The sequence below is a fragment of the Tenacibaculum agarivorans genome, assembly GCF_001936575.1.
GTDB classification, from domain to species: domain Bacteria; phylum Bacteroidota; class Bacteroidia; order Flavobacteriales; family Flavobacteriaceae; genus Polaribacter; species Polaribacter agarivorans.
On sequence record NZ_MSMP01000006.1, the window covers coordinates 190,120 to 212,541 of the forward strand.

The window sequence follows — 22,422 nt, forward strand, 5'->3', positions numbered from 1 at the left end:
TTCACTAAAACACGATGAAAAAGTTTTATATACTAGTATTACAATGCTTTGTAGGTATTGCTATTAGCCATGCCCAATATACTTCTATTCTTGACCCCGCTTTTGAGGCTACTTTAGGTTTCTTAGGTTATGATGACATATCAGGAGATGGACAAGTTCCTACTGCGAATATTATAAATGTAACAGAACTAGTTCTTAACAATACAGCCATTTCATCTTTAGCAGGGATAGAAGATTTTACAGGCCTTATCTCGTTAGAGGTGAGTGATAACAATATTAGTTCAATAGATGTTTCTAAGCATACTCTTTTAGAAAATCTAAAGATTGACAACTGTAACTCCTTAAAAATTATTGTTCTTGGTGAGAATAATAAACTTATCGACCTGAGCATTACTGGTACATTGATAGAATATTTAGACTTATCTTCATTTGAAGATTTAACAGAGATCAATGTAAGTAATAACAATTTATCTTACCTTAATGTACAAACAGGAACAAGTGAGTTTATCAATAATTTTGATGCAAAAAACAACGCGAATCTGAGCTGTATTTTGGTTGATGATGCAACTTACAGTACTAATCGTTGGACTGATGATATTGATGCCACATCAAGTTTTTCTGATACCTACTGCAGATACACAGCCATACCTGATGCCAATTTTGAAGCGGAGTTAAGTGACTTTGACGATATCCCAAATGACGGTCAAGTGCCTACGGCACTTATTGTCGATGTAACGGGCTTAACTATTAATAATAAAAATATTAATGATCTTACAGGAATTGAAGATTTTACAGCATTACAAACGCTTATAGCAGACCGTAATAATCTAAAAGCCTTAGATGTGAGTCATAATCATTCATTAAGAACGCTTAGAGTTTTTAGGAATGATTTAGAAACCTTAGTATTAGGTGACATTGGATTAGAAATCTTACTTGCATTTGAGAACCAATTAACCGAATTAGATTTTAGTCAAAATACGGCACTTCGCGTTGTCAACATTAGGGATAACCAGCTATCCAATTTAAATATCAAAAATGGAAACAATACTGAGGTTACAGGCTTTTTTACTACAGGAAATGCAGGGTTAACTTGTATTACCGTAGATGATGCTGCATATGCACAAGCTAATTTTACTAGTGTAGACCCTCAAGTTACATTTAATGATGTTAACTGTGTAGAATATACTAGTATTCCAGATGCTAATTTTGAGGCTGCTTTAGGTAACCTAGGTTATGATGATATTACTGGCGATGGACAAGTGCCTACAGCTTTGATAGAAGTGGTAACCGAACTAGAAATAGGTTCACAAGGAATTTCAGACCTCACAGGAATTGAAGGTTTTAAAGCTCTCTACGATCTCCGTGCAGAAAATAACAACTTAACCCATTTGGATTTTAGTAATAATCCATTATTAGAGGAATTATATCTAAGAAACAATCCAATAGCTACTTTAGATATTACAGGTAACCCTCTATTAAAATCATTACTAATAAATACAGGAACGCTTAGTAGTATAGATGTGAGCAACAATAGTAATCTTCGCTACTTTGAAATTGAAAATACCAATATAGAACTTGTCAACTTAAGCAATAGCCCTGATTTGCAAGTGGTGTATGTAGCTAATAATAACCTATCATCGTTAAATATCAAAAATGGGTTTAATAGCAATATTGAACAATCTTTTTTTAGAACTACAGGAAATCCTAATTTAACTTGTATTGCCGTCGATGATACTGCTTACAGTACAGCTCATTGGGCTAATATTGATGCGCAAACTACGTTTACAGATGAATATTGTCGTTACACCCAAATACCAGATGCTGCATTTGAAACGGCTTTAGAAAATCTTGGACTCGACGATATTTCTGGCGATGGGCAAGTACCTACAACTTTAATCGAAACCGTGACTTCCTTGGATGCTTCAGCTCGAGGGATTTCTAACCTTACTGGAATAGAAGCGTTCGCTGCATTACAAGTTTTAGATGTAAATGATAATAGAATTGATGCCTTAGACCTTAGCGGCAATGTACAGCTTACACATTTAAATGCAAGTGTCAATGCCCTAGATAATCTCAATATCCAAGGTTGTAAACAGTTGATAGAACTTAATGCAAGTACAAATAACTTAACAGAGTTATATCTAGATACCAATACCAGTCTTCAAGTTTTAGAAATAAGCAACAATCCTATTGTAGAATTAAATCTTTCTTTCACAACAGATCTTATTACACTAAATATGAAGGACTGTCACGACATTTTAGAGTTAAACCTTTCTGCTAACAAAGCATTACAAAATGTAAATATAGAAAATGCTACATCCTTACAAGCCTTAAGTATTAAAAACGGTACCAATGAAATTATCCAGAATTTCAGTACTATAGGTAGTGCAAATCTATTCTGCGTAGCAGTAGATGATGTAGGTTACAGTATGCCAAAGTGGACTAATATTGATGTACTAACTGAATTTACAAGTGGTTATTGTCGTTATACCGAAATACCAGATGCTGCTTTTGAAGCCGCTTTAGGAAATCTTGGTTATGATGATGTTCCTGGTACAAAACAAGTTCCTACGGCTTTGATTGAGAATATAACTATGCTGAACATAGATAGCAAAAATATTGCTGACCTAACAGGAATTGAAGATTTTATAGCCTTACAAGAACTTTCTGCCAGATCTAATCCCTTTACCGAAATAGCGCTATCAAATAATGCAAACATTACCAGTCTCGATTTATTCGATGTTAATTTGAAATCTCTAGATGTAAAAGCATTAATACATCTTCAAAATTTATCGTTAAGTAATAATTCAATAAGTACCATTGACCTATCAGAAAATAAACTATTAGAACATGTAGCCATTCAAAACTGTGTATTATTTAATGAGATTGATCTTTTTCACAACGAAGCTTTACAAGAATTAAGCATTTGGGATTGTGCTCTAGGGATGATTGATATAAAAAACAATATGAAATTAACATCCTTAGTGATTTCTCAAAACAATTTAATATCCATTGATTTTGAAATGAATACCTTACTCGAAGAAATTTTCATCAATGAAAACCCAATAAAATCTGTAGATCTAAGTAAGGCCTCAAACCTTACAGCTTTTAGTGCAAAAGATTGTGATTTATCGAATCTAAACATCAAAAATGATAATAATACGGATATTGTTTTTTTTGAGACTCGTGGTAACCCAAACCTCAACTGTATTTTAGTGGATGACGCCGCAAATAGCACCACGAATTGGACAAATATAGATCCACATACAAGTTTTAGTACTACCGATTGTGAACCACCTGTTTTAACTTGTGCAAATGATATCACTGTTGATAATGAGGCAGGACTCTGTGGAGCGACAATTATAATACCACAACCAGAAATAAGTGATAATTATTCTGTAGTAGCTGTAACTTCTCCAATAACACGCTATAGATTTAGCGGTTTTAACAAAGCATTAAAAGATACACCTACTATAGTTAGTAATGCTACTATGCTTAACTCTGATGTGAGTCTAGAAATAACCATGCGTGGAGCTCATGGTAAAAGAGGCAATTACTTTTTTCTTAAAGGACCAGATGATAGTACCATACTCAGAAACGATAATTTAGGGAATTGTACTGAAAATATTCGAACCGTAACAGTCTCCCAATCTGTTTGGAACAACTGGGTTACAACGTATGGTAGTGATTTAACTTTTACGTTAGTCAATAATTTTGGAATTAAAAGAGGTAATTGTAACAATTCATACTTTAGTTTAAAAGCTTATAGTGCTCAAGGTGGTTTAAGAGTGACCAACGATTATAATAACTCCAATGATGCCTCTGGTTTTTACCCTAATGGTACTACGGTAGTAAATTGGACGGCTACAGATGATGCTGGAAACACAACCACCTGTTCACAAACTATTATTGTACATGATAAAGAAGGTCCTCAGGTCGTGAGTTGCCCTTCAGATATCACTACAAACACTTGTGATGCAACTGTGATCTATGACATACCTAAAGCCGTTGATAATTGTGTAACAGATTTGAGGCACATAGGTAGTTTCAATAATAAAAACTATTATGTATACGATACGCTTACTACTGCTGCCGAAGCATTTGATATTGCCGAGTCATATAATGGGTTCGTTGTAACAGTTGACTCTCAAGAATTAAATGATTGGTTACGAAATACTATTAATGCCATTGAGGAAAGCAATATTTTTATAGGATATACAGATCGTGCAGAAGAAAGAGTCTTTAAATGGCATAGCGGAAGTACTTCTGACTATAACAATTGGACTGGATCAGAACCTAATGATTTTCAGGGAGCTGAGGATTATACCATAATGAAATCTAATGGAGATTGGAATGATGTAGGAGATACGTTTTCGGCAAAAGTGGTCATTGAAATTGCAGACGAATTTGCAATGGCTCAAGTTGCAGGATTACCAAGTGGTAGCGAGTTTCCTGTTGGAACAACAACCAATATTTTTGAAACTAGTGATGCAGCAGGCAACATAACCACTTGCAGTTTCGACGTAACGGTGGAAGCTTGCTCAAACCTAACCTTATCGATAAAAACGTATTTACAAGGGGCAGCGGTAAATCCTAATGTTGGTGAAGAAACGTTGATGCGTGACGATTTACGTATAGCAAGTTTAATTCCAACTACTAGTCCATACCAAGATGACCTTAGCTGCGATACTTCAGTTTTTGATGTAACAGGTGAAGATGCCATAGTTGATTGGGTTTGGGTAGAATTGAGAGATAAAGACAATCCTACCACAACTAGTTATGCTCGATCTGCCTTATTACAACGAGATGGTGATGTAGTAGATGTTGATGGAATATCACCCTTGAGTTTTTCAACGGCAGATGATACGTATTACATCGCCATTCAACATCGTAATCATTTGGGTATACGTTCATCTAATCCTATCACTTTTTCTCCTACAGAGAATAATAGTATTGACTTCACTAATAATTTTTCCACAATAGAAGGTGGATCCAATGCAATAGCAAATTTAGGAAATAGTAAGTATGCGCTAATCGCAGGAGATTTTGATGAAAATAGACAAGTCCAAAATATAGATACAAATGCTATTATTCAATTATTAGGAGTTTCTGGATACAATAAAGCAGATGTAAACATGAATGGTCAAGTACAAAATTCTGATATCAATAGTATTCTAAATACCAATATTGGTAAAGGAGAGCAATTTTAATTCACTAAAATACGATGAAAAATTTTTATATACTAGTATTACAATGCTTTGTAGGTGTTGCTATTAGCCATGCTCAATATACCGCTATTGCTGACCCCGCTTTTGAAGCTACTTTAGGTTTCTTAGGTTATGATGATACACCAGCAGATGGACAAGTTCCTACTGCGAATATTATAAATGTAAAAGAACTGGTTCTTAACAATACATTCATTTCATCTTTAGCAGGGATAGAAGATTTTAGAGATCTTACCTCGCTAGAGGTGAGTGATACCAATATTGGTTCAATAGATGTTTCTACGCATACTCTTTTAGAAAACCTGAAGATTGACAACTGTAGTTCCTTAAAAACCATTGTTTTTGGTGAGAACAAGGAACTTATCGATCTGAGTATCACAGGAACATTGATAGAACATTTAGACCTATCGCCACTTGAAAGTTTAACAGAAATAAATTTAAGTAGTAATAATCTATCTTATCTTAATGTACAAACTGGAACAAGTGAGTTTATCAATAATTTTAACGCCACAAACAACCCGAATTTAAACTGTATTGTTGTTGATGGTTTGACGACCAGTTCCAATTGGGCAGATGGTGTAGATAATGGTGTTGTTTTTAGTGAAACTTATTGCCGTTATACAATAATACCAGATGTCAATTTTGAAGCGGAACTAGAAAGATTAGGTTATGATGATATTTCTGGTGATGGGCAAGTACCCACAGCGCTTATTGCCAATATAGAGACTTTAGCTCTTATTAATCGAGGTATCAACGATCTTACAGGAATTCAAGATTTTACAGCGTTAAAAACACTAAGAGCAGATCGTAATAATATACAATCTTTAGATGTAAGCCATAACCTTAATTTGAGTACGCTGGTTGTCTTTGGAAATAATTTGAATACCTTGATATTGGGTGATATCTCTTTAGCCACTTTAAGGGCAGAAAATAATCAATTGACTAAACTGGACTTAAGACAAAATACGGCACTACAAAACATTAATTTGTCCAACAATCTGTTAATCAATCTTAATATTAAAAATGACAATAATACTAACATTACAGGCCTTAACACTACCGGCAATGCTAGCTTAACCTGTATTACAGTAGATGATACGACCTATGCGCAAACCAATTTTACCTCCGTGGATGATCATGTGACCTTTAGCAACACAGCCTGTACCCAATACACCTATATTCCAGACGCTAATTTTGAGACTGCTTTAAGCACTTATGATGATATTTCTAGTGATCATCGTGTACCTACAGCAAATATAAGGACCGAACTATTTCTAAACATCGAACATTCAAACGTATCAGATATAACAGGATTAGAGGACTTTAAAGCTTTAGTAGCGCTTTATGCAGATGGTAACACTATCAGTAATGCTGATTTTAGCCATAACCTGAATTTGATAGAAATCGATTTAGCTGGAAGCCCTATTTCAAACTTGAATATTGAGAATAACACTAAATTGTTTTCTTTAATTTTAGATGGTTCACTTCTAACTACCTTAGATATAAGTGGCAATACTAAGTTGATTTTTTTACAAGTCAGAAATTCATCGCTTACTGAAATAGATTTGACCCATAATCCAGACTTACGACTCATCAACTTAATAAATAACAACTTAACAAAGTTGAATGTAAAAAATGGGAACAATACAAAAATCACTAGAAATTCAAATTTTAATATTTCAAATAACCCCAACCTTACTTGTGTATTTGTAGACGATGCAGCTTACAGTACTACCAATTGGACCAATATAGACTCGACCACTACCTTTAGAGATGGAAACTATTGTGAATATACTCAAGTACCAGATATTGCTTTTGAAACCGCTTTAGAAAACTTAGGCTATGATGATGTTTCAGGCGATGGACAAGTGCCTACCGCTAATATCGAAACAGTTAAGGTATTATTCATTCAAGATGCAAATATTTCAGATTTAACAGGAATAGAAGACTTTACTGCTCTAAAAGCAATCTTCGCTGAAGGTAATCATATTTTGGAAGCAGACTTTAGCAACAATTTAAATTTAGAAGACCTTGACTTAAGATTCAGTCCGTTACAAAGTTTAGATATTGAATCTAATATCAAATTGGTGCAATTACTTTTAGACGGTTCAGTTTTCACTACTTTGAATTTGAGTAGACATACAGATCTACGATTTTTAACTGTCCGAAATTCATCGCTTACGGGAATGAATTTAACTAATAATCCAAAAATAGAAATAGTTCGATTAGATAACAGTGATATCAGTTACTTGAATTTAAAAAATGGACATAATAACATTATTACTCATTTTAACACCACAGGTACAGCAAACCTAACTTGTATTGCAGTAGATGATGTCAATTATAGCACCAACTTTTGGAAGGGTGTTGATCCAAATGATAGTTTTACTGATGAATACTGTCGTTACACCAGTATTCCAGATGCCAATTTTGAAGCAAGATTAGGGGTGTTGGATTATGACGATATCTCAGATGATGGTCAAGTACCTACAGCAATCATTGAAAATGTAACCAATTTGCAATTAAGAGATCAAGGAATTACTGATATGACAGGTATCCAAGACTTTACATCATTAGAAGTCTTAAGCCTAATTGACAATTCAGTAGACTCTTTAAACGTGAGCAATGCACCAAATTTACGTATACTACAATTACGTAACAATAGTGTCTCGACCATTGATCTCAGCAACAACCCAAATCTGGTAAACCTACTTCTAGAAAATAATGGAGTAAAGAATATAGACCTCAGTAATAACCTAGCTATAGAAGAATTGTATTTGGCAGGAAATGAACTCACCTCAGTAGATCTGAGTAGCCATACTGCACTCAAAATATTAGGTTTAGGTAGTAATAATTTGGTCAACTTAAATGTTAAAAACGGAAATAATGACAACATGACCACGTTTGCTCTAGAAAACAACCCAAAGCTTACCTGTATTGCTGTAGACAATGTAAGCTATGCACAAAACAATTTTACTAGGGTTGATGATCATGTGACTTTTAGTGATACCCCTTGTACCCAATACACCCATATTCCAGACGCTAATTTTGAGACTGCCTTAAGCGCTTATGATGATATTTCAAATGATAACCGTGTCCCTACAGCTAATATTGAAACTATAACAACTCTAGATATTCGAAGTAATAATATTACGGATCTAACAGGTATAGCAGCATTTACAGCATTAACAGAGTTAAGAGCAAATTTTAATCTACTTACTTCCATTGATATCAGGGCCAATACCGCTTTAGAAACATTATCTATAGGCAATAATAGTTTGACCCATATAGATGTTTCTAGTAATGTTAACTTAAAAAGTTTATCTGTCAATGATTTAGACCTATCCGCAGCAGGTATTGATATTTCTAATAATACGCAATTAACTCATTTTGATGCTGATAATAGTAAGCTAAGTGGTATAGATCTTTCTAACAATACAGCATTGATACATCTGGATCTAAGCGAAAATCCTCTGACGAGTTTAAACATTACAGATTTATCAAACCTAGAAGATTTAATTCTATCCGATACCTCCATACCAACCATGGATTTCTCTAATAATAGTGCTCTTGATTCATTTACTTTTTCTAATACGAGTTTCACGAGTTTAAATCTCTCAGGACTGTCCAATCTAACTTTTATTGAAGGCTCAAGTAAAAACAACGAACTGTCTACGCTAATTCTTAGTGAGACTACAGCCTTAAAAACCATACAATTGAGTAGAGGTAACATCAGCTCTTTAGACCTTAGCGACGCTATAAACCTTAACTTGTTAAGTATCAGCAACCATCAAATCCAAGACTTAGATTTAAGTAACAACACAGCACTAGAAACCATCCAGTTATCTAAAAACGATTTAGCTAGTTTAGATCTTAGAAATATTGATTTAACACAAGTTAAAAACTTAAATTTTAGTCAAAATCCAAACTTGAGTTGTGTCTCGGTAGATGATGTAGCCTATGCAAGAGTTAATTTTAGTTCGAATATTTCTTACAGTATTGGATGTGGTCAATATACCTATATCCCTGATAATCAATTTGAAGCAGCACTTTCTTTATTGGATGATATCCCAAATGACAACTATATCCCAACAGCAGGCATAGCAAATCTTACAAGTATTGATATTTCAAACAGTAATATTGTCGATCTAACGGGTATTGAAGATTTTGCTTCGTTAACCACATTGAATGCAAGTGGAAATGCGTTGAAAATTGTTGATTTTTCAGCAAATACGATTTTAAAAAATCTCAACCTTGAAAACAACCAAATCAATCTTATCAATTTTTCTAATTTGAGAAATCTTAAAAGTTTAGATGTCAGTGACAATGAACTTTTGTTGTTAACTCTTCGAAACAGTGTCAGTTTCGGCTTAACCGATTTTGATGCTACCAACAACCCTAATTTAAAATGTATTATAGTCGATAGTGAGGCTTATGCTAATGCTGTTTTTACCAATATTGACAGTCAAACACGTTTTAGTGAAATTGCATGTAATCCTTATATCTCAATACCAGATACTGCTTTTGAAACAGCTTTAGAAAACTTGGGCTATGATGATATTAGCAATGACAATCAAATACCTTTGCTAAACATCTATGACATTACTTCTTTAGATGTAGAAAACCAAGGAATTTCTGATCTTACAGGAATCGAATATTTTGCGAATCTTAAAGTACTCAATTGTTCTGAAAACCTTTTAAGTACCATCGACCTTTCGAGTAATTTAAAACTTGAAGATATTGATTGTGATAAAAACAGCTTCGTCAGCTTAGATTTTTCAAAAAACTTCAACCTTATTAAGATAGATGCAGATCAAATGAGCAGTTTAACGTCTATCGATTTTACTGGATGTGAGTTTTTACAAAACGTAGAAATTGATGATAATAGCATCGAGTCCATTGACTTTACAACAAATACAAGCCTATATGTTTTCGATTTAGACAACAATAGCATTAGTACTATCGACTTGTCAAAAAATAGGTTACTCATAAGCGCTGACTTGAGTTACAATAGTATTTCAGACATAGATATCACAGAGAATACGCTTCTTAAGGTTTTTAATATAGAAGGTAATAGCATCAGTAGCATTGATTTTTCTAAAAATACGAGACTTATAGATATAGAAGTAGATAACACTCAGGTTGTCTCTCTTGATTTCACCAATAATCTTGAATTAAAGAGTGTAGATATTGATGATAATCCGTTATTGACCTCAGTCGTTTTTGGTAATGCCAATGCGTTATCAGAGATATACGCTGACGTTACTGCCATTGAAACTATTGATGTTTCTATGTTACCTTTGTTGCAAACATTAGATCTTGGAGACACAAACCTGAAGGCACTTGATATTTCTTCTAATCGAGCTTTAAGTGATCTCCGTGTCGATAATGCTGCTTTAGAACATTTAAATGTTAAGAATGGCTACAATAGTAGATTTACTAGGATGAACACCACTGGAAATCCAAATTTAAGTTGTATTCTGGTGGATGATATTGTCTATAGTACTAACAACTGGATCAATATTGATCCACAACATAGTTTTAGTGAAATTTCTTGTACAACTGATTTTTTTCTAGCTTTAAAAGTCTATTTACAAGGCGCATCTTTAAACCCAAATGTTGGTGAAGAAACCTTGATGCGTGATGATTTACGTGTGGGAGGATTAATCCCAACAACAAGTCCATATGCAGATGGGTTGACTTGTGATGCTTCAGTATTAAATACTACTGGGGATAATGCAATTGTGGATTGGATCTGGATAGAACTAAGTGATAAAAACAATCCTACTACAGTTAATTACTCACGTTCTGCCTTAATACAACGTGATGGTGATATTGTAGATGTTGATGGAACATCCCTCTTAAGTTTTTCAACGATATTTAACAGTTATTACATTGCTGTTAAGCATCGTAATCATTTGAATATCCGTTCATCCAATCCTATTACTTTTTCTACTATTGAGAATAATAGTATTGATTTTACCAATACTATATCTTCAATTGAAGGGGGTTTGAATGCCATAGTAGATTTAGGAAACAGTAGGTATGCCTTAATTTCAGGAGATTTTGATGAAAATAAGCAAATCCAAAATACAGATACAAATGCTATTATTCAATTATTAGGACTTTCTGGATATAATAAAGCGGATTTAAACATGAATGGGCAAGTGCAAAATTCTGATGTCAATACTATTCTAAATACCAATATTGGTAAAGGAGAGCAGTTTTAAAAATAAATTCCAATTCACGTGAATCTTGTTTAATGATAATAGTGTCACTTCGATTTTACTGGTGATTGAGTTTATCGAAATCAAAAGTAAAATCACTCAAATTGACAAGAGTTTACTTGTAATTCAAGATTCACGTTTTTTATTAAATTTTTTATCAAATGAAAAAAATAGTTATTCTTTTAGTAATCATACTTGCCAAAAATGGTAATGCTCAACTTACAGATATCGTTACGGGACTAAATAAACCTGGTTCTATAGCAATTCACGGTAATACGATGTACATAGGAGAGCGTGATAAAGTAGTTAAGATTGATCTAACGGATCCTAACCCTACACCAATGGATGTGCTTACAGGGTTTGATGGAGGTGTTCATCTTTTAGTTCATAAAAATGAGTTATTTGTTGCGATGTATAGGGCAGGTAAAGTTGTGAAATTAGATCTTTCCAATACTAATCCAGTTCCTGTAGATGTAGTTGATAAAGTATTTGGTGCTAATGGACTGGCTATAAAAGGGAATTATTTGTACATCGCAGAATCTACAGGAGATAAAATCTCTAGAATAGATTTGAGAGAAGTAAATCCAGTGGCTACAGATATTATAACAGGAGTAGATTTTCCAAATGCTTTATTGATAAAAGACAATGACCTATATTTTATACAAGTGGACGACAATAAAATTTCAAAGATAGATCTTTCAGAAACGAATCCAACACCTACAGATATCATCACAGATCTAGATACTCCTTCTTTGGGTTTACTCTTTATTGAGGGTGAACTGTATTTTTCTCAATATGGAGGTGATAAAATATCCAAAATTAATAGTAATGCTATCAATCCAATCGTTACGGATGTTATTACTGATTTAAATGGACCATCGCAATTATTGTATGTAAATAACGAACTCTTTATTGCTGTTTTACTAGAAGGAAGAATAGCTAAAATTAGCAATGCTGTATTATCTGTAGAGGACATTGATAGCAATCAAGATCAATCCATACGTTTATACCCAAACCCTACTACGGACTTTATCACAATAACAGGACTAAAAAGTGAACAAAAAGGTACTTTATATGATGTGTTAGGAAAAAAGATGATGAGCACTACCGTTCAAAATAGTACTCTAGATGTACAAGATTTACAAAAAGGGATGTATTATTTGGTTCTTGCAAATGGGTGGTCTCAAAGAATACTAAAGAAGTAATTGCTCAATAATTTCTTTTAGAGTATGTTAAAACCCTTTATTATACTGGATTTTAACAAAATGCTAAAGTTTTGTAAAACCCTATTTTTTTTCTTCTCAAACCGATTTGTAAATATTTGCAACACCTTTTTCGATTAAATAATTACAACTAGAATTTTACTATGTAAAACTATAATAAAAGTGTATAAGAAGGGAGTTTTACAGGCTAAGTTCTGTGATTTTTTAAATCATTAACAATATGACAAGAAAATTACTATTTAATTTTTACTTGATTCTTTTTTTGAGTTTAGAATTAAGCGCACAATATACTGCTATTCCTGACCCCGCTTTTGAAGCTACTTTAGGTTTCTTAGGTTATGACGATACACCAGCAGATGGACAAGTTCCTACTGCGAATATTATAAATGTAAGAGAATTGGTTCTTAACAATACATTCATTTCGTCTTTGGTAGGTATAGAAGATTTTACGGGGCTTACTTCGTTAGAGGTAAGTAATAACAATATTGGTTCAATAGATGTTTCTAAGCATATTGTTTTAGAAAATCTGAAGATTTACAACTGTAGTTCTTTAAAAACCATTGTTTTTGGTGAAAATAAGGAACTTATCGATCTGAGTATTACAGGAACATTGGTAGAACATTTAGATCTATCTCCATTTAAAAGTTTAACAGAGATAAATGTGAGTAACAATAATCTATCCTACCTTAATGTACAAACAGGGACAAGTGGGTTTATCAATAATTTTAATGCGAAAAATAACCCAAATCTGAGTTGTATTTTGGTTGATTTTTCGAGTTTTAGTTCTAGGTGGGCAGATGATGTAGATGATGGAGTCACTTTTAGTACAGCTGATTATTGTAGGTATACACAAATACCAGACACCAATTTCGAAGCTCGTTTAGGACAACTTGGGTATGACGATATACTAGGAGATGGGCAAGTACCCACAACGCTTATTGCTGATGTAGAGTTTTTAAATCTTATTAATCGTGGAATCAACGATCTTACCGGAATTGAAGATTTTACTGCATTAAAAACACTTAGAGTAGAACGTAATAATCTACAGTCTTTAGATGTAAGTCAAAACCTTAATTTGAATGCACTGATAGCTTCTGAAAATCATTTGAACACCTTGATATTAGGTTATAGCTCTTTAACTATTTTAAGGGGAGGGGATAACCAGTTGACTGAATTGGACTTAAGACAAAATACTGCACTCCAAAACATAGACTTAACAAATAACCTGTTAACCAGTGTAAATATTCAAAATGAAAACAATACCAATATTACATCCTTTAATATCTTAGGAAACCCTAATTTAACCTGTATCGCTGTAGACGATGCCGCTTATAGTACTACCAATTGGATGAATGTGGATAGTCAAACCAGTTTTACAGATGATTATTGTCGCTACACAGTTATACCTGATCCTAATTTTGAAGCTCGCTTAGATGCTTTAGGTTATGATGATATTGCTGGAGATGGACAAGTACCCACTGCTTTAATAGAAAATATAACCTCTTTGAATATTTCAGATGTACTTCCGAAGATTGAAAATATATCAGGGATTGAAGATTTTAAAGCGTTAGAAAGATTAAATATGGATGCTAACGCTATCTCTAAAATAGATGTTTCAAAAAATACCAATTTAATTTTCTTAAGCTGTTATTCAAGTGGCGTACAATCGCTAAATATAAGTGGTTTAAGGCAGTTGGAAGAATTAAATTGCGGAGCAAACTCTTTATTAGTTAGTCTAGATCTTTCCACTAATAGTAACCTTAAAAAATTAGAATGTAATGATACAGAAATAGTGAGTTTAGATCTAAGTGCTTCACCCTTATTAACCTATTTAGATTGTAACTTTAATACTGCATTATCCGAATTAAATGTGAAAAACGCAAATAATAAGAATTTTACGTACTTCGACATTAGATCAACTAGGAATTTAACTTGTGTTTTAGTAGATAATGCAACATATAGTGCATCCAAATGGACCAATATTGGTACTGGTGTAAGTTTTAGTGATACCTATTGTGGTGACTATACTACAATTGAAGACGCTAATTTTGAAGCTAGCTTAGGAGCTTTGGGGTATGATAACATTCCGAATGACGGACAAGTACCTACAGAATTTATTAGCGCGGTGACTTCATTAAATATTAACAATCAATCTATAGTTAACCTTTCAGGAATTGAAGATTTTAAGGCATTAGGGGAACTAAAAGCAGCAGGGAATTCTATACGAAATATTAATTTGAAAAGGAATACAAATCTCGTAGTGATTCGGCTCAATAACAACCCTTTACAAAGTATAGATCTTTCTGAAAATAAAAAGGTAAAAATTTTAAATATAAGTGATACTGAAATTTCATTAGTAAACGTAAGCAAAAACAGGTCTTTAGAATTTTTGACCGCTGACCGAACAAACATTTCCCAATTAGACGTAAGTAGAAATGGTGATTTAATTGAGCTTAATGTTAATGAAAATAGTAATCTCGAAAGATTAACTCTTGGTAATATTAATAAGTTGATACGGCTTGGTGCAAGAGATAGTAAATTAACTAGCTTAAATTTAAGTAAGCTAAAAGAACTGAATTCTCTGGATTTAAGAAATAATAATCTAAAATCATTGATTATTAAGAATGGGAACAATAAAAATATTTTTTTAAATACCACAGGAAATCCAGATTTAAACTGTATTGTGGTAGATGATGCTTCAGATTTTATTATACAAGATCGTTGGAAAAAGAGTATTGACAATCACACAAGTCTTTCCAATAACTATTGCAGATTTACCAATATTCTAGATTCAAATTTCGAAGCAACGCTTTTCGATGCTGGATATGATAATAAATCGGGTGATGGGAAAGTACCTACTGCTTTAATTGAAAATGTAATTTCTTTAGATGTAACTTCAAAATCCATTAGTGATTTAACAGGTATAGAAGATTTTACTGCTTTGGAAACGTTACAATGTGCAAGTAATGGTTTAACTAGCTTAGATATTTCGAAGAATAAGAATTTAATTTCTTTGAATGCAGTACTCAATCAAATTTCTGATATAGATGTCAGAGAAAATCTAAAATTAGAATCATTAATTATAAATAGAAATAAGTTAGACGCAATTAATGTTACGCTCAATACACAGCTTAAAAATTTAAGTATTTGGAATAATGTTGGTATTAGTGAATTGGATATTAGTAAAAATAAGTTGTTAGAGAATTTAGTAGCTTATGGTTTACCTAATCTTACTGAAATTGATGTTTCAGAAAATATCTTGTTAAAAGACATAACCGTTAATGATTGTAATTTAACTGAAATAGATGTATCTAATAACCCAAATCTAAAGGATTTTTCTATAGGCAATAATAGTATTAGTACACTAGATTTGAGTAACAATCCAAATTTAAAGCATGTGTCGTTATTCAATAACCCAATTGGCGGTTATCTTGATATGAGTCATGCTACATCTTTAGTAGATTTCGACATCAATAATTGTAATGTAACTGCATTAAATCTTAAAAATGGTAACAACACAGTAATAGATTACTTTGATATTAGAGGCAATACCAATTTAACTTGTGTTCAAGTAGACGATACAACCTATTCAACTACAAACTGGACGAATATTGATAATATTGCTAGTTATAATGAAGACTGTGGTTATAATTTCTCAATAGCCCCAAAAGTAATTTTGGAAGGTGCTTTTAAACTAGATACTGGAGATATTGTAATGCATGATAATTTAAGAAATAATACTACGGTATTAATACCTACTACTTCTCCATATAATACAAAAGAATTCTGCGATGAAACTATATTTAATACAACAGGAGAAAATGCAATAGTAGATTGGGTAGAAGTGCAACTAAGAAATGTAACAGATGTTTCTCAAATAGAGGCTACAAAATCTGCCTTGTTATTAAGAAACGGAAAAGTGGTAGATATAGATGGTACTTCTCCAGTACTATTCAGTAGAATACAAGAAAATTTCTATGTAGCTATTACACATAGAAACCACTTAACGGTAGTTTCTGAATCTCCTGTCTCTTTTAATAGTAACCTTGCCAATATTGATTTTACGAATACTAGTAATGTATTAAACGGAAACAATGCTTTAATAGAAGTATCGTCTTCAATTTTTGCATTACCAGCAGGTGATGTAAATAACAGTGGTCAAATTCAAAATTCTGGAATAAGCAATACCATTTCACGATTGGGGAATTCAGGTTATTCCATATTTGATGTAGATATGAATGGACAAGTTCAGAATATAGATATCAATATGATTCGAAAAAACTTAGGAAAAGGAGAACAAATCCAGCTACCAGATTAGTTATTGAAATTATAAACCCTCAGGTACAATAAGGGTTTTAACAAGTTGCTAAGGTTTTGTAAAACCCTATTTTTTTGTGACCATGAGTGGTTTGTAAATATTTGCAGTAATAAATACAACTAAACTAATGTAACAGAAGTTTTACTTCTTTAAATCCCTATACATATGATGAAAAAATTAGTATTTAATATTTGTTTGATGCTGTTCTTGAGTTTAGAATTAAGCGCACAATACACCACAATTTTAGATCCAAATTTTGAGGCCAAACTAGGAATATTAGGTTACGACGATATTTCTGGTGATGGAAAGGTACCAACCGATTCCATTAAAAACGTAACTAGCTTAGACATCAGGAACTCTAATATTTTAGACTTAACAGGTATTGAAGGATTTACAAGTTTAACAACACTTAATTGTAGTAATAATCCTTTAACTACGTCATTCGACATTTCTCAAAATACCCTGTTACAGTCCTTGGATGCACAACGAGCTCAGTTTACACAAATTGACATTTCTGCAAACATTGCTTTAAAAGTCCTTAAAGTTCAAAACTCAGCATTAGATGAACTAAATGTAGAAGCGAATACAGCCTTAGAAACACTTGAATGTCAAAAAACAGACATCAGTGAAATCAACATTATTAACAATGTGAATTTAAAAGTTGTAAACCTAAATAGTTTAGGATTAGAAGTTCTTGATATTAGTAACAATCTCTTATTAGAAGATTTTAAAATGACTGGCTACTCTGCAATAACATCATTTGACTTTAGTAAACATACTAATTTAAAAAGGCTATGGTTACAAAATGCAGATTTATTAGCATTAAATGTTAGAAACGGTAATAACAAAATCTTTATTGATTTTAGAATTGAAAATAACCCTAACCTAAATTGTGTTGCAGTTGATGATGTTGATTACAGTACTACAAAATGGACTAACGTAGATTCAGCGTCTATTTATGCTAACTTTTGTGAGTATACTACTATCCCTGATATTAACTTTGAAAAGGCACTTGAATCACTTGGCTTTGATGATATTACTGGTGATGGACAAGTACCTACTGCATTAATTAATACCGTTACATCAATAGATGTTTCAAATAAAGAAATTTCCAACCTTGCTGGAATCAAAAGTTTTACAGCCTTAGAAACATTAATTGTTGATAATAATGAGTTGGAAGATTTAGATGTAAGTGGACTTTCACAATTAAGTTACTTAAGTGCTAACACTAATGAACTTGAAAATCTTAACGTTAAAGATTGTGAGCAGCTAAAGGAATTGAAAGCAAATACAAATAATTTATTTGATTTAGATTTTACCACAAATACTAATTTAGAAATCCTAGAATTGGATAATAATTTATCTGAAAGTATAAATCTTGCTGCAAATACAAATCTAGTAACTTTAAGTCTTAAAGAAACCCCGTTGTTAGGTTTAAATCTAACTGCTAATAAGGCACTAATTAACTTATACATTGACGATTCACATATGTATTTTTTAAATATAAAAAATGGCACCAATCAACTTATTCAAAATTTTAGTGTAACTGGCAACCCCGATTTAACTTGTATTGTGGTAGATAATGTAGCTTATAGTACAACTAAGTGGACAGATATTGATGCTACTGCAAATTTTAGCGATACCTATTGTCGTTACACAACTATTTCTGACCCCAATTTTGAAGCAGCACTTTTTGATTTAGACTATGATGATATCGCTGGAGATGGACAAGTTCCAACGGCATTGATTGAATATGTATATTCGTTAGACCTTGTAAGTTTAGATATCACTAACCTGTCTGGAATTAAAGATTTTAAAAGCTTAACTTCTTTAACAATAACAAATACACCTGTAGAAGATTTTGATTTTTCAGTACTCCCTCAATTGAAAAGAATTGATTTTAGAAATAATAGTTTTGTTACTTTAGATATAAGTAAGAATACTAACTTAATTCAAGTAATTGTTAATAAACAAGAAAATTTACAAACGTTAAAATTAAACAATGGAAAAAATGAGCAGCTTACCATAGTAGAAATTCTAACTAATACAAATTTGGGGTGTATTGTTGTAGATAATACCACAGATTTCTTAAACCATTGGGAAGATGAAATTACAGCTACTAATACTGTAAGAGACCATCCTTGCTATTACACAGAAATTCCTGACATTAATTTTGAAGCAGTACTTTATAATTTGGGTTATGATGATATTGAAAATGATGGGCTGGTACCAACTGCTTTAATTGAAAATGTAACTTCGTTAGATCTTATAAGTGTAGATATAGGTAATCTATCAGGGTTAGAAGATTTTAAAGCATTAGCAGATTTAAAACTGATAGACATTCCCATGACTAGTTTTGACTTCTCTATGGTATCTCAGTTAGAAAAAATATTTATAAACGATTGTGAATTTACAAATATTAACCTAGTTGAAAATACAAGTCTAACAGAAATAGTTATAGATTCTAATGAATATCTGGAAACCCTTGAAATAAACAATGAAGAAAACGCGCAATTAACAAATGTAGTCATTCAATTTAACTCAAATTTGGGTTGTGTTGTTGTAGACAATACGACAGACTTTCTTACCAGTTGGGGAGCATTAAACGTGACTCTTGAAGAGATTGTAAGAGACATCCCTTGCGGTTACACTGCCATACCTGATGTCAATTTTGAAATTGCATTATATATCTTAGGTTATGATGATATTAGAGAAGATGGACTGGTACCAACAGCTTTAATTGAAAATATAACTTCCTTATCTATTGTTTATGACGGAATATCCAACATTAAGGGAATTGAAGATTTTGTTGCCTTAGAAACTTTGGATGCACAATCCAATAACTTAACCTCCATAGATGTTAGTAAACTTAAAGAATTAAAAAATTTAGATCTATCAAGTAACCCAATAAAATCAATAGATCTAAGTTTGAATACCAAACTAGTAGAGTTAGATTTAAAGAATACGAATATCTCTTTTTTAAATATTGAAGAGAATGAAGCCTTAGAAACATTAGTGATCAATGAAACTGGTGTTTTGTCAAATATCATCTTTGGTAATAACACAAAGCTTACTAGTTTATTCGCTACAGATAATTTACTTACTTCTCTAAATCTATCAAACTTTACCGCACTTACCCAGGTAAGTCTTAGTAATAATAATTTAAACTTTTTAAGCGTTAAAAATGGTAATAACAAAAATGTAACCTTTTTTAAGACTACTGGTAACTCAAACTTAACCTGTATTCAAGTTGACGACGCCGCCTATAGTACAACTAATTGGAAAGATACTATTTGGAAAGATATTGATGATACCACAAGTTTTAGCGATACTTATTGTCGTTATACTCGAATTGAAGATCCCTCATTTGAAGCCGCATTAGGAAGCTTGAGTTATGATGATATCTCAGGTGATAGACAAGTACCTACTGAGTTAATAGAAAATGTAACTTCTCTAATACTTCAAGATACTGACATTCGTGACTTATCTGGGCTTGAGGGTTTTAAAGCCTTAGAAAATTTAGAGATGACTGCTAATCCAGTAAGAGAGTTTGATTTTTCTAAATTACTTCTTTTAAAGGAAGTTACATTTAATAATAACGGCTTTATCAATTTAAATTTTGCTGATAATCCTAGCATAACTAAAATAAATGTGGGATATCATGATAATTTAGAAACGATTAATCTTAAAAATGAAAATAACGCTAATCTTACAGAAGTAGCATTCCAAGGCAACGACGTACTTGAATGTATTGCGGTTGACAATGCTGTTGATTTTGTGTCAAATTGGCCTTCAAGTACTCCAGATACTAAAGTGTATCAAAATTATCCTTGTGAATATACCTTAATTCCTGATACTAATTTTGAAGCTGCATTAGAGGCTTTGGGTTACGATGATATTTCTGGAGATGGATTTATTCTTACAGAAAATATTGAGTACGTAACTTCTTTAGATGTATCTGAAAAAATGATATCAAATTTAAAAGGAATTGAAGATTTTATGGCATTAGAATTTTTGATTTGTTCAAAAAATGAACTGGATAGTTTGGATGTTTCAAAGAATGAAAATTTGATATCACTAATTGCTTTTAGAAATAGTTTAGCTTCTATAAATTTAAAAGAAAACAAAAAGTTAGAAGAGCTCAATCTTACTAATAATAATATAAGTAGTGTAAACTTAGAAGAAAACGAAAAATTGATTTCGCTTAAGATGAACTCAAATAGTTTGACTTCAATTAATGTTAAAAATAATATTCATTTAGAATTTTTACAATTAAACAATAATGTTAATATTTCAGAAATAGATATTACATCAAATAAAGCTCTTAAGGAATTAGCACTGGAAGACTGTTCTACCTCAGACTTGGATATTTCAAATAATAATAATCTTATTGGACTATACATTTTAAACAACAACTTAACAAGTTTAGATTTGTCAAATAATAAATTGTTGCAATGGATTCATATAGGAGGTAACCAATTAGAAGGATATCTTGACTTAAGTAGTTTTAATAATCTTCAAGAAGTAGATGTATCTAATTCTAATTTTACTGCGGTAAATTTAAAAAATGGGAATACCACCAATATATATTATTTAGATGCTACCGAGAATCCTAGTTTAACCTGTATTCAGATTGACGATGTAACTTATGCTAATTCTGAAGTTACAGGTGGTAGTTTCTACATTGATAATCAAACTTCATTTAATGTAGACTGCGGTTATAATTTCTCAATTGCCCCAAAAGTAATTTTAGAAGGCGCTTTTAAGTTAGATGCAGGTAACACCGTAATGCATGATAATTTAAGAAACAATACTACCGTATTAATACCAACTACTTCTCCGTATAGTGAAAGTGAGTTTTGTGATGAAACTATTTTTAGTACCACTGGAGAAAATGCAGTAGTAGATTGGGTAGAAGTGCAACTAAGAAGTATCACCGATATTTCCGAGATAGAAGCTACAAAATCTGCATTGCTGTTAAGAAATGGAACCATAGTAGATACAGATGGCGTTTCTCCAGTACTATTTAGTAGAATACAAGAAGATTTTTATGTTGCTATTACGCATAGAAATCACTTAACGGTTGTATCAGCCTCACCAATTTCTTTTAATGGTACTACAACAAACATTGATTTTACCAATACTAGTAATGTGTTAAACGGAAGCAATGCTTTGATAGAAGTAGCAACTTCAGTTTTTGCATTTCCTGCAGGAGATGTAAGTAATAGAGGACAAATTCAAAACTTAGGAATAAGTAATACCATTTTACAACTAGGTAATTCAGGATATTCCGTTTTCGATGTAGATATGAACGGTCAAGTTCAAAATATAGATATCAACATAATTCGAAAAAACTTAGGAAAAGGAGAACAGATCCAGTTACCAGATTAGTTATTAAAATCACATACATCTAGATATAATAAGGGTTT

General features: G+C 32.1%; 5 protein-coding genes. All 5 read left to right on the plus strand.

Annotation, left to right across the window (positions count from 1 at the left end):
• The first annotated feature begins 14 nt into the window (after positions 1 to 14).
• The 5 genes from BVC87_RS23770 (at position 15) to BVC87_RS06515 (ending at position 22,384) form a co-directional block, all read left to right on the plus strand.
• The gene (locus BVC87_RS23770) at positions 15 to 5,210 is read left to right on the plus strand and encodes an HYR domain-containing protein (protein WP_075341545.1); all 5,196 of its coding nucleotides are present in this window, start codon (positions 15 to 17) and stop codon (positions 5,208 to 5,210) included.
• 14 nt (positions 5,211 to 5,224) lie between these two features.
• Positions 5,225 to 11,455, plus strand: a complete 6,231-nt coding sequence (locus tag BVC87_RS06500; RefSeq protein ID WP_075341546.1) for a hypothetical protein — start codon at positions 5,225 to 5,227, stop codon at positions 11,453 to 11,455.
• Positions 11,456 to 11,613: 158 nt separating this feature from the next.
• Positions 11,614 to 12,657, plus strand: coding sequence for a T9SS type A sorting domain-containing protein (locus tag BVC87_RS06505; protein WP_075341547.1), 1,044 nt, complete (start codon positions 11,614 to 11,616; stop codon positions 12,655 to 12,657).
• 238 nt (positions 12,658 to 12,895) lie between these two features.
• On the plus strand, positions 12,896 to 16,993 hold the full coding sequence (locus BVC87_RS06510) for a leucine-rich repeat domain-containing protein (RefSeq protein WP_075341548.1): 4,098 nt from the start codon (positions 12,896 to 12,898) through the stop codon (positions 16,991 to 16,993).
• 165 nt (positions 16,994 to 17,158) lie between these two features.
• Positions 17,159 to 22,384 (plus strand): leucine-rich repeat domain-containing protein, encoded by a 5,226-nt coding sequence (locus BVC87_RS06515; protein WP_143569734.1) that lies wholly within the window; start codon positions 17,159 to 17,161, stop codon positions 22,382 to 22,384.
• The last annotated feature ends 38 nt before the right edge of the window (positions 22,385 to 22,422 follow it).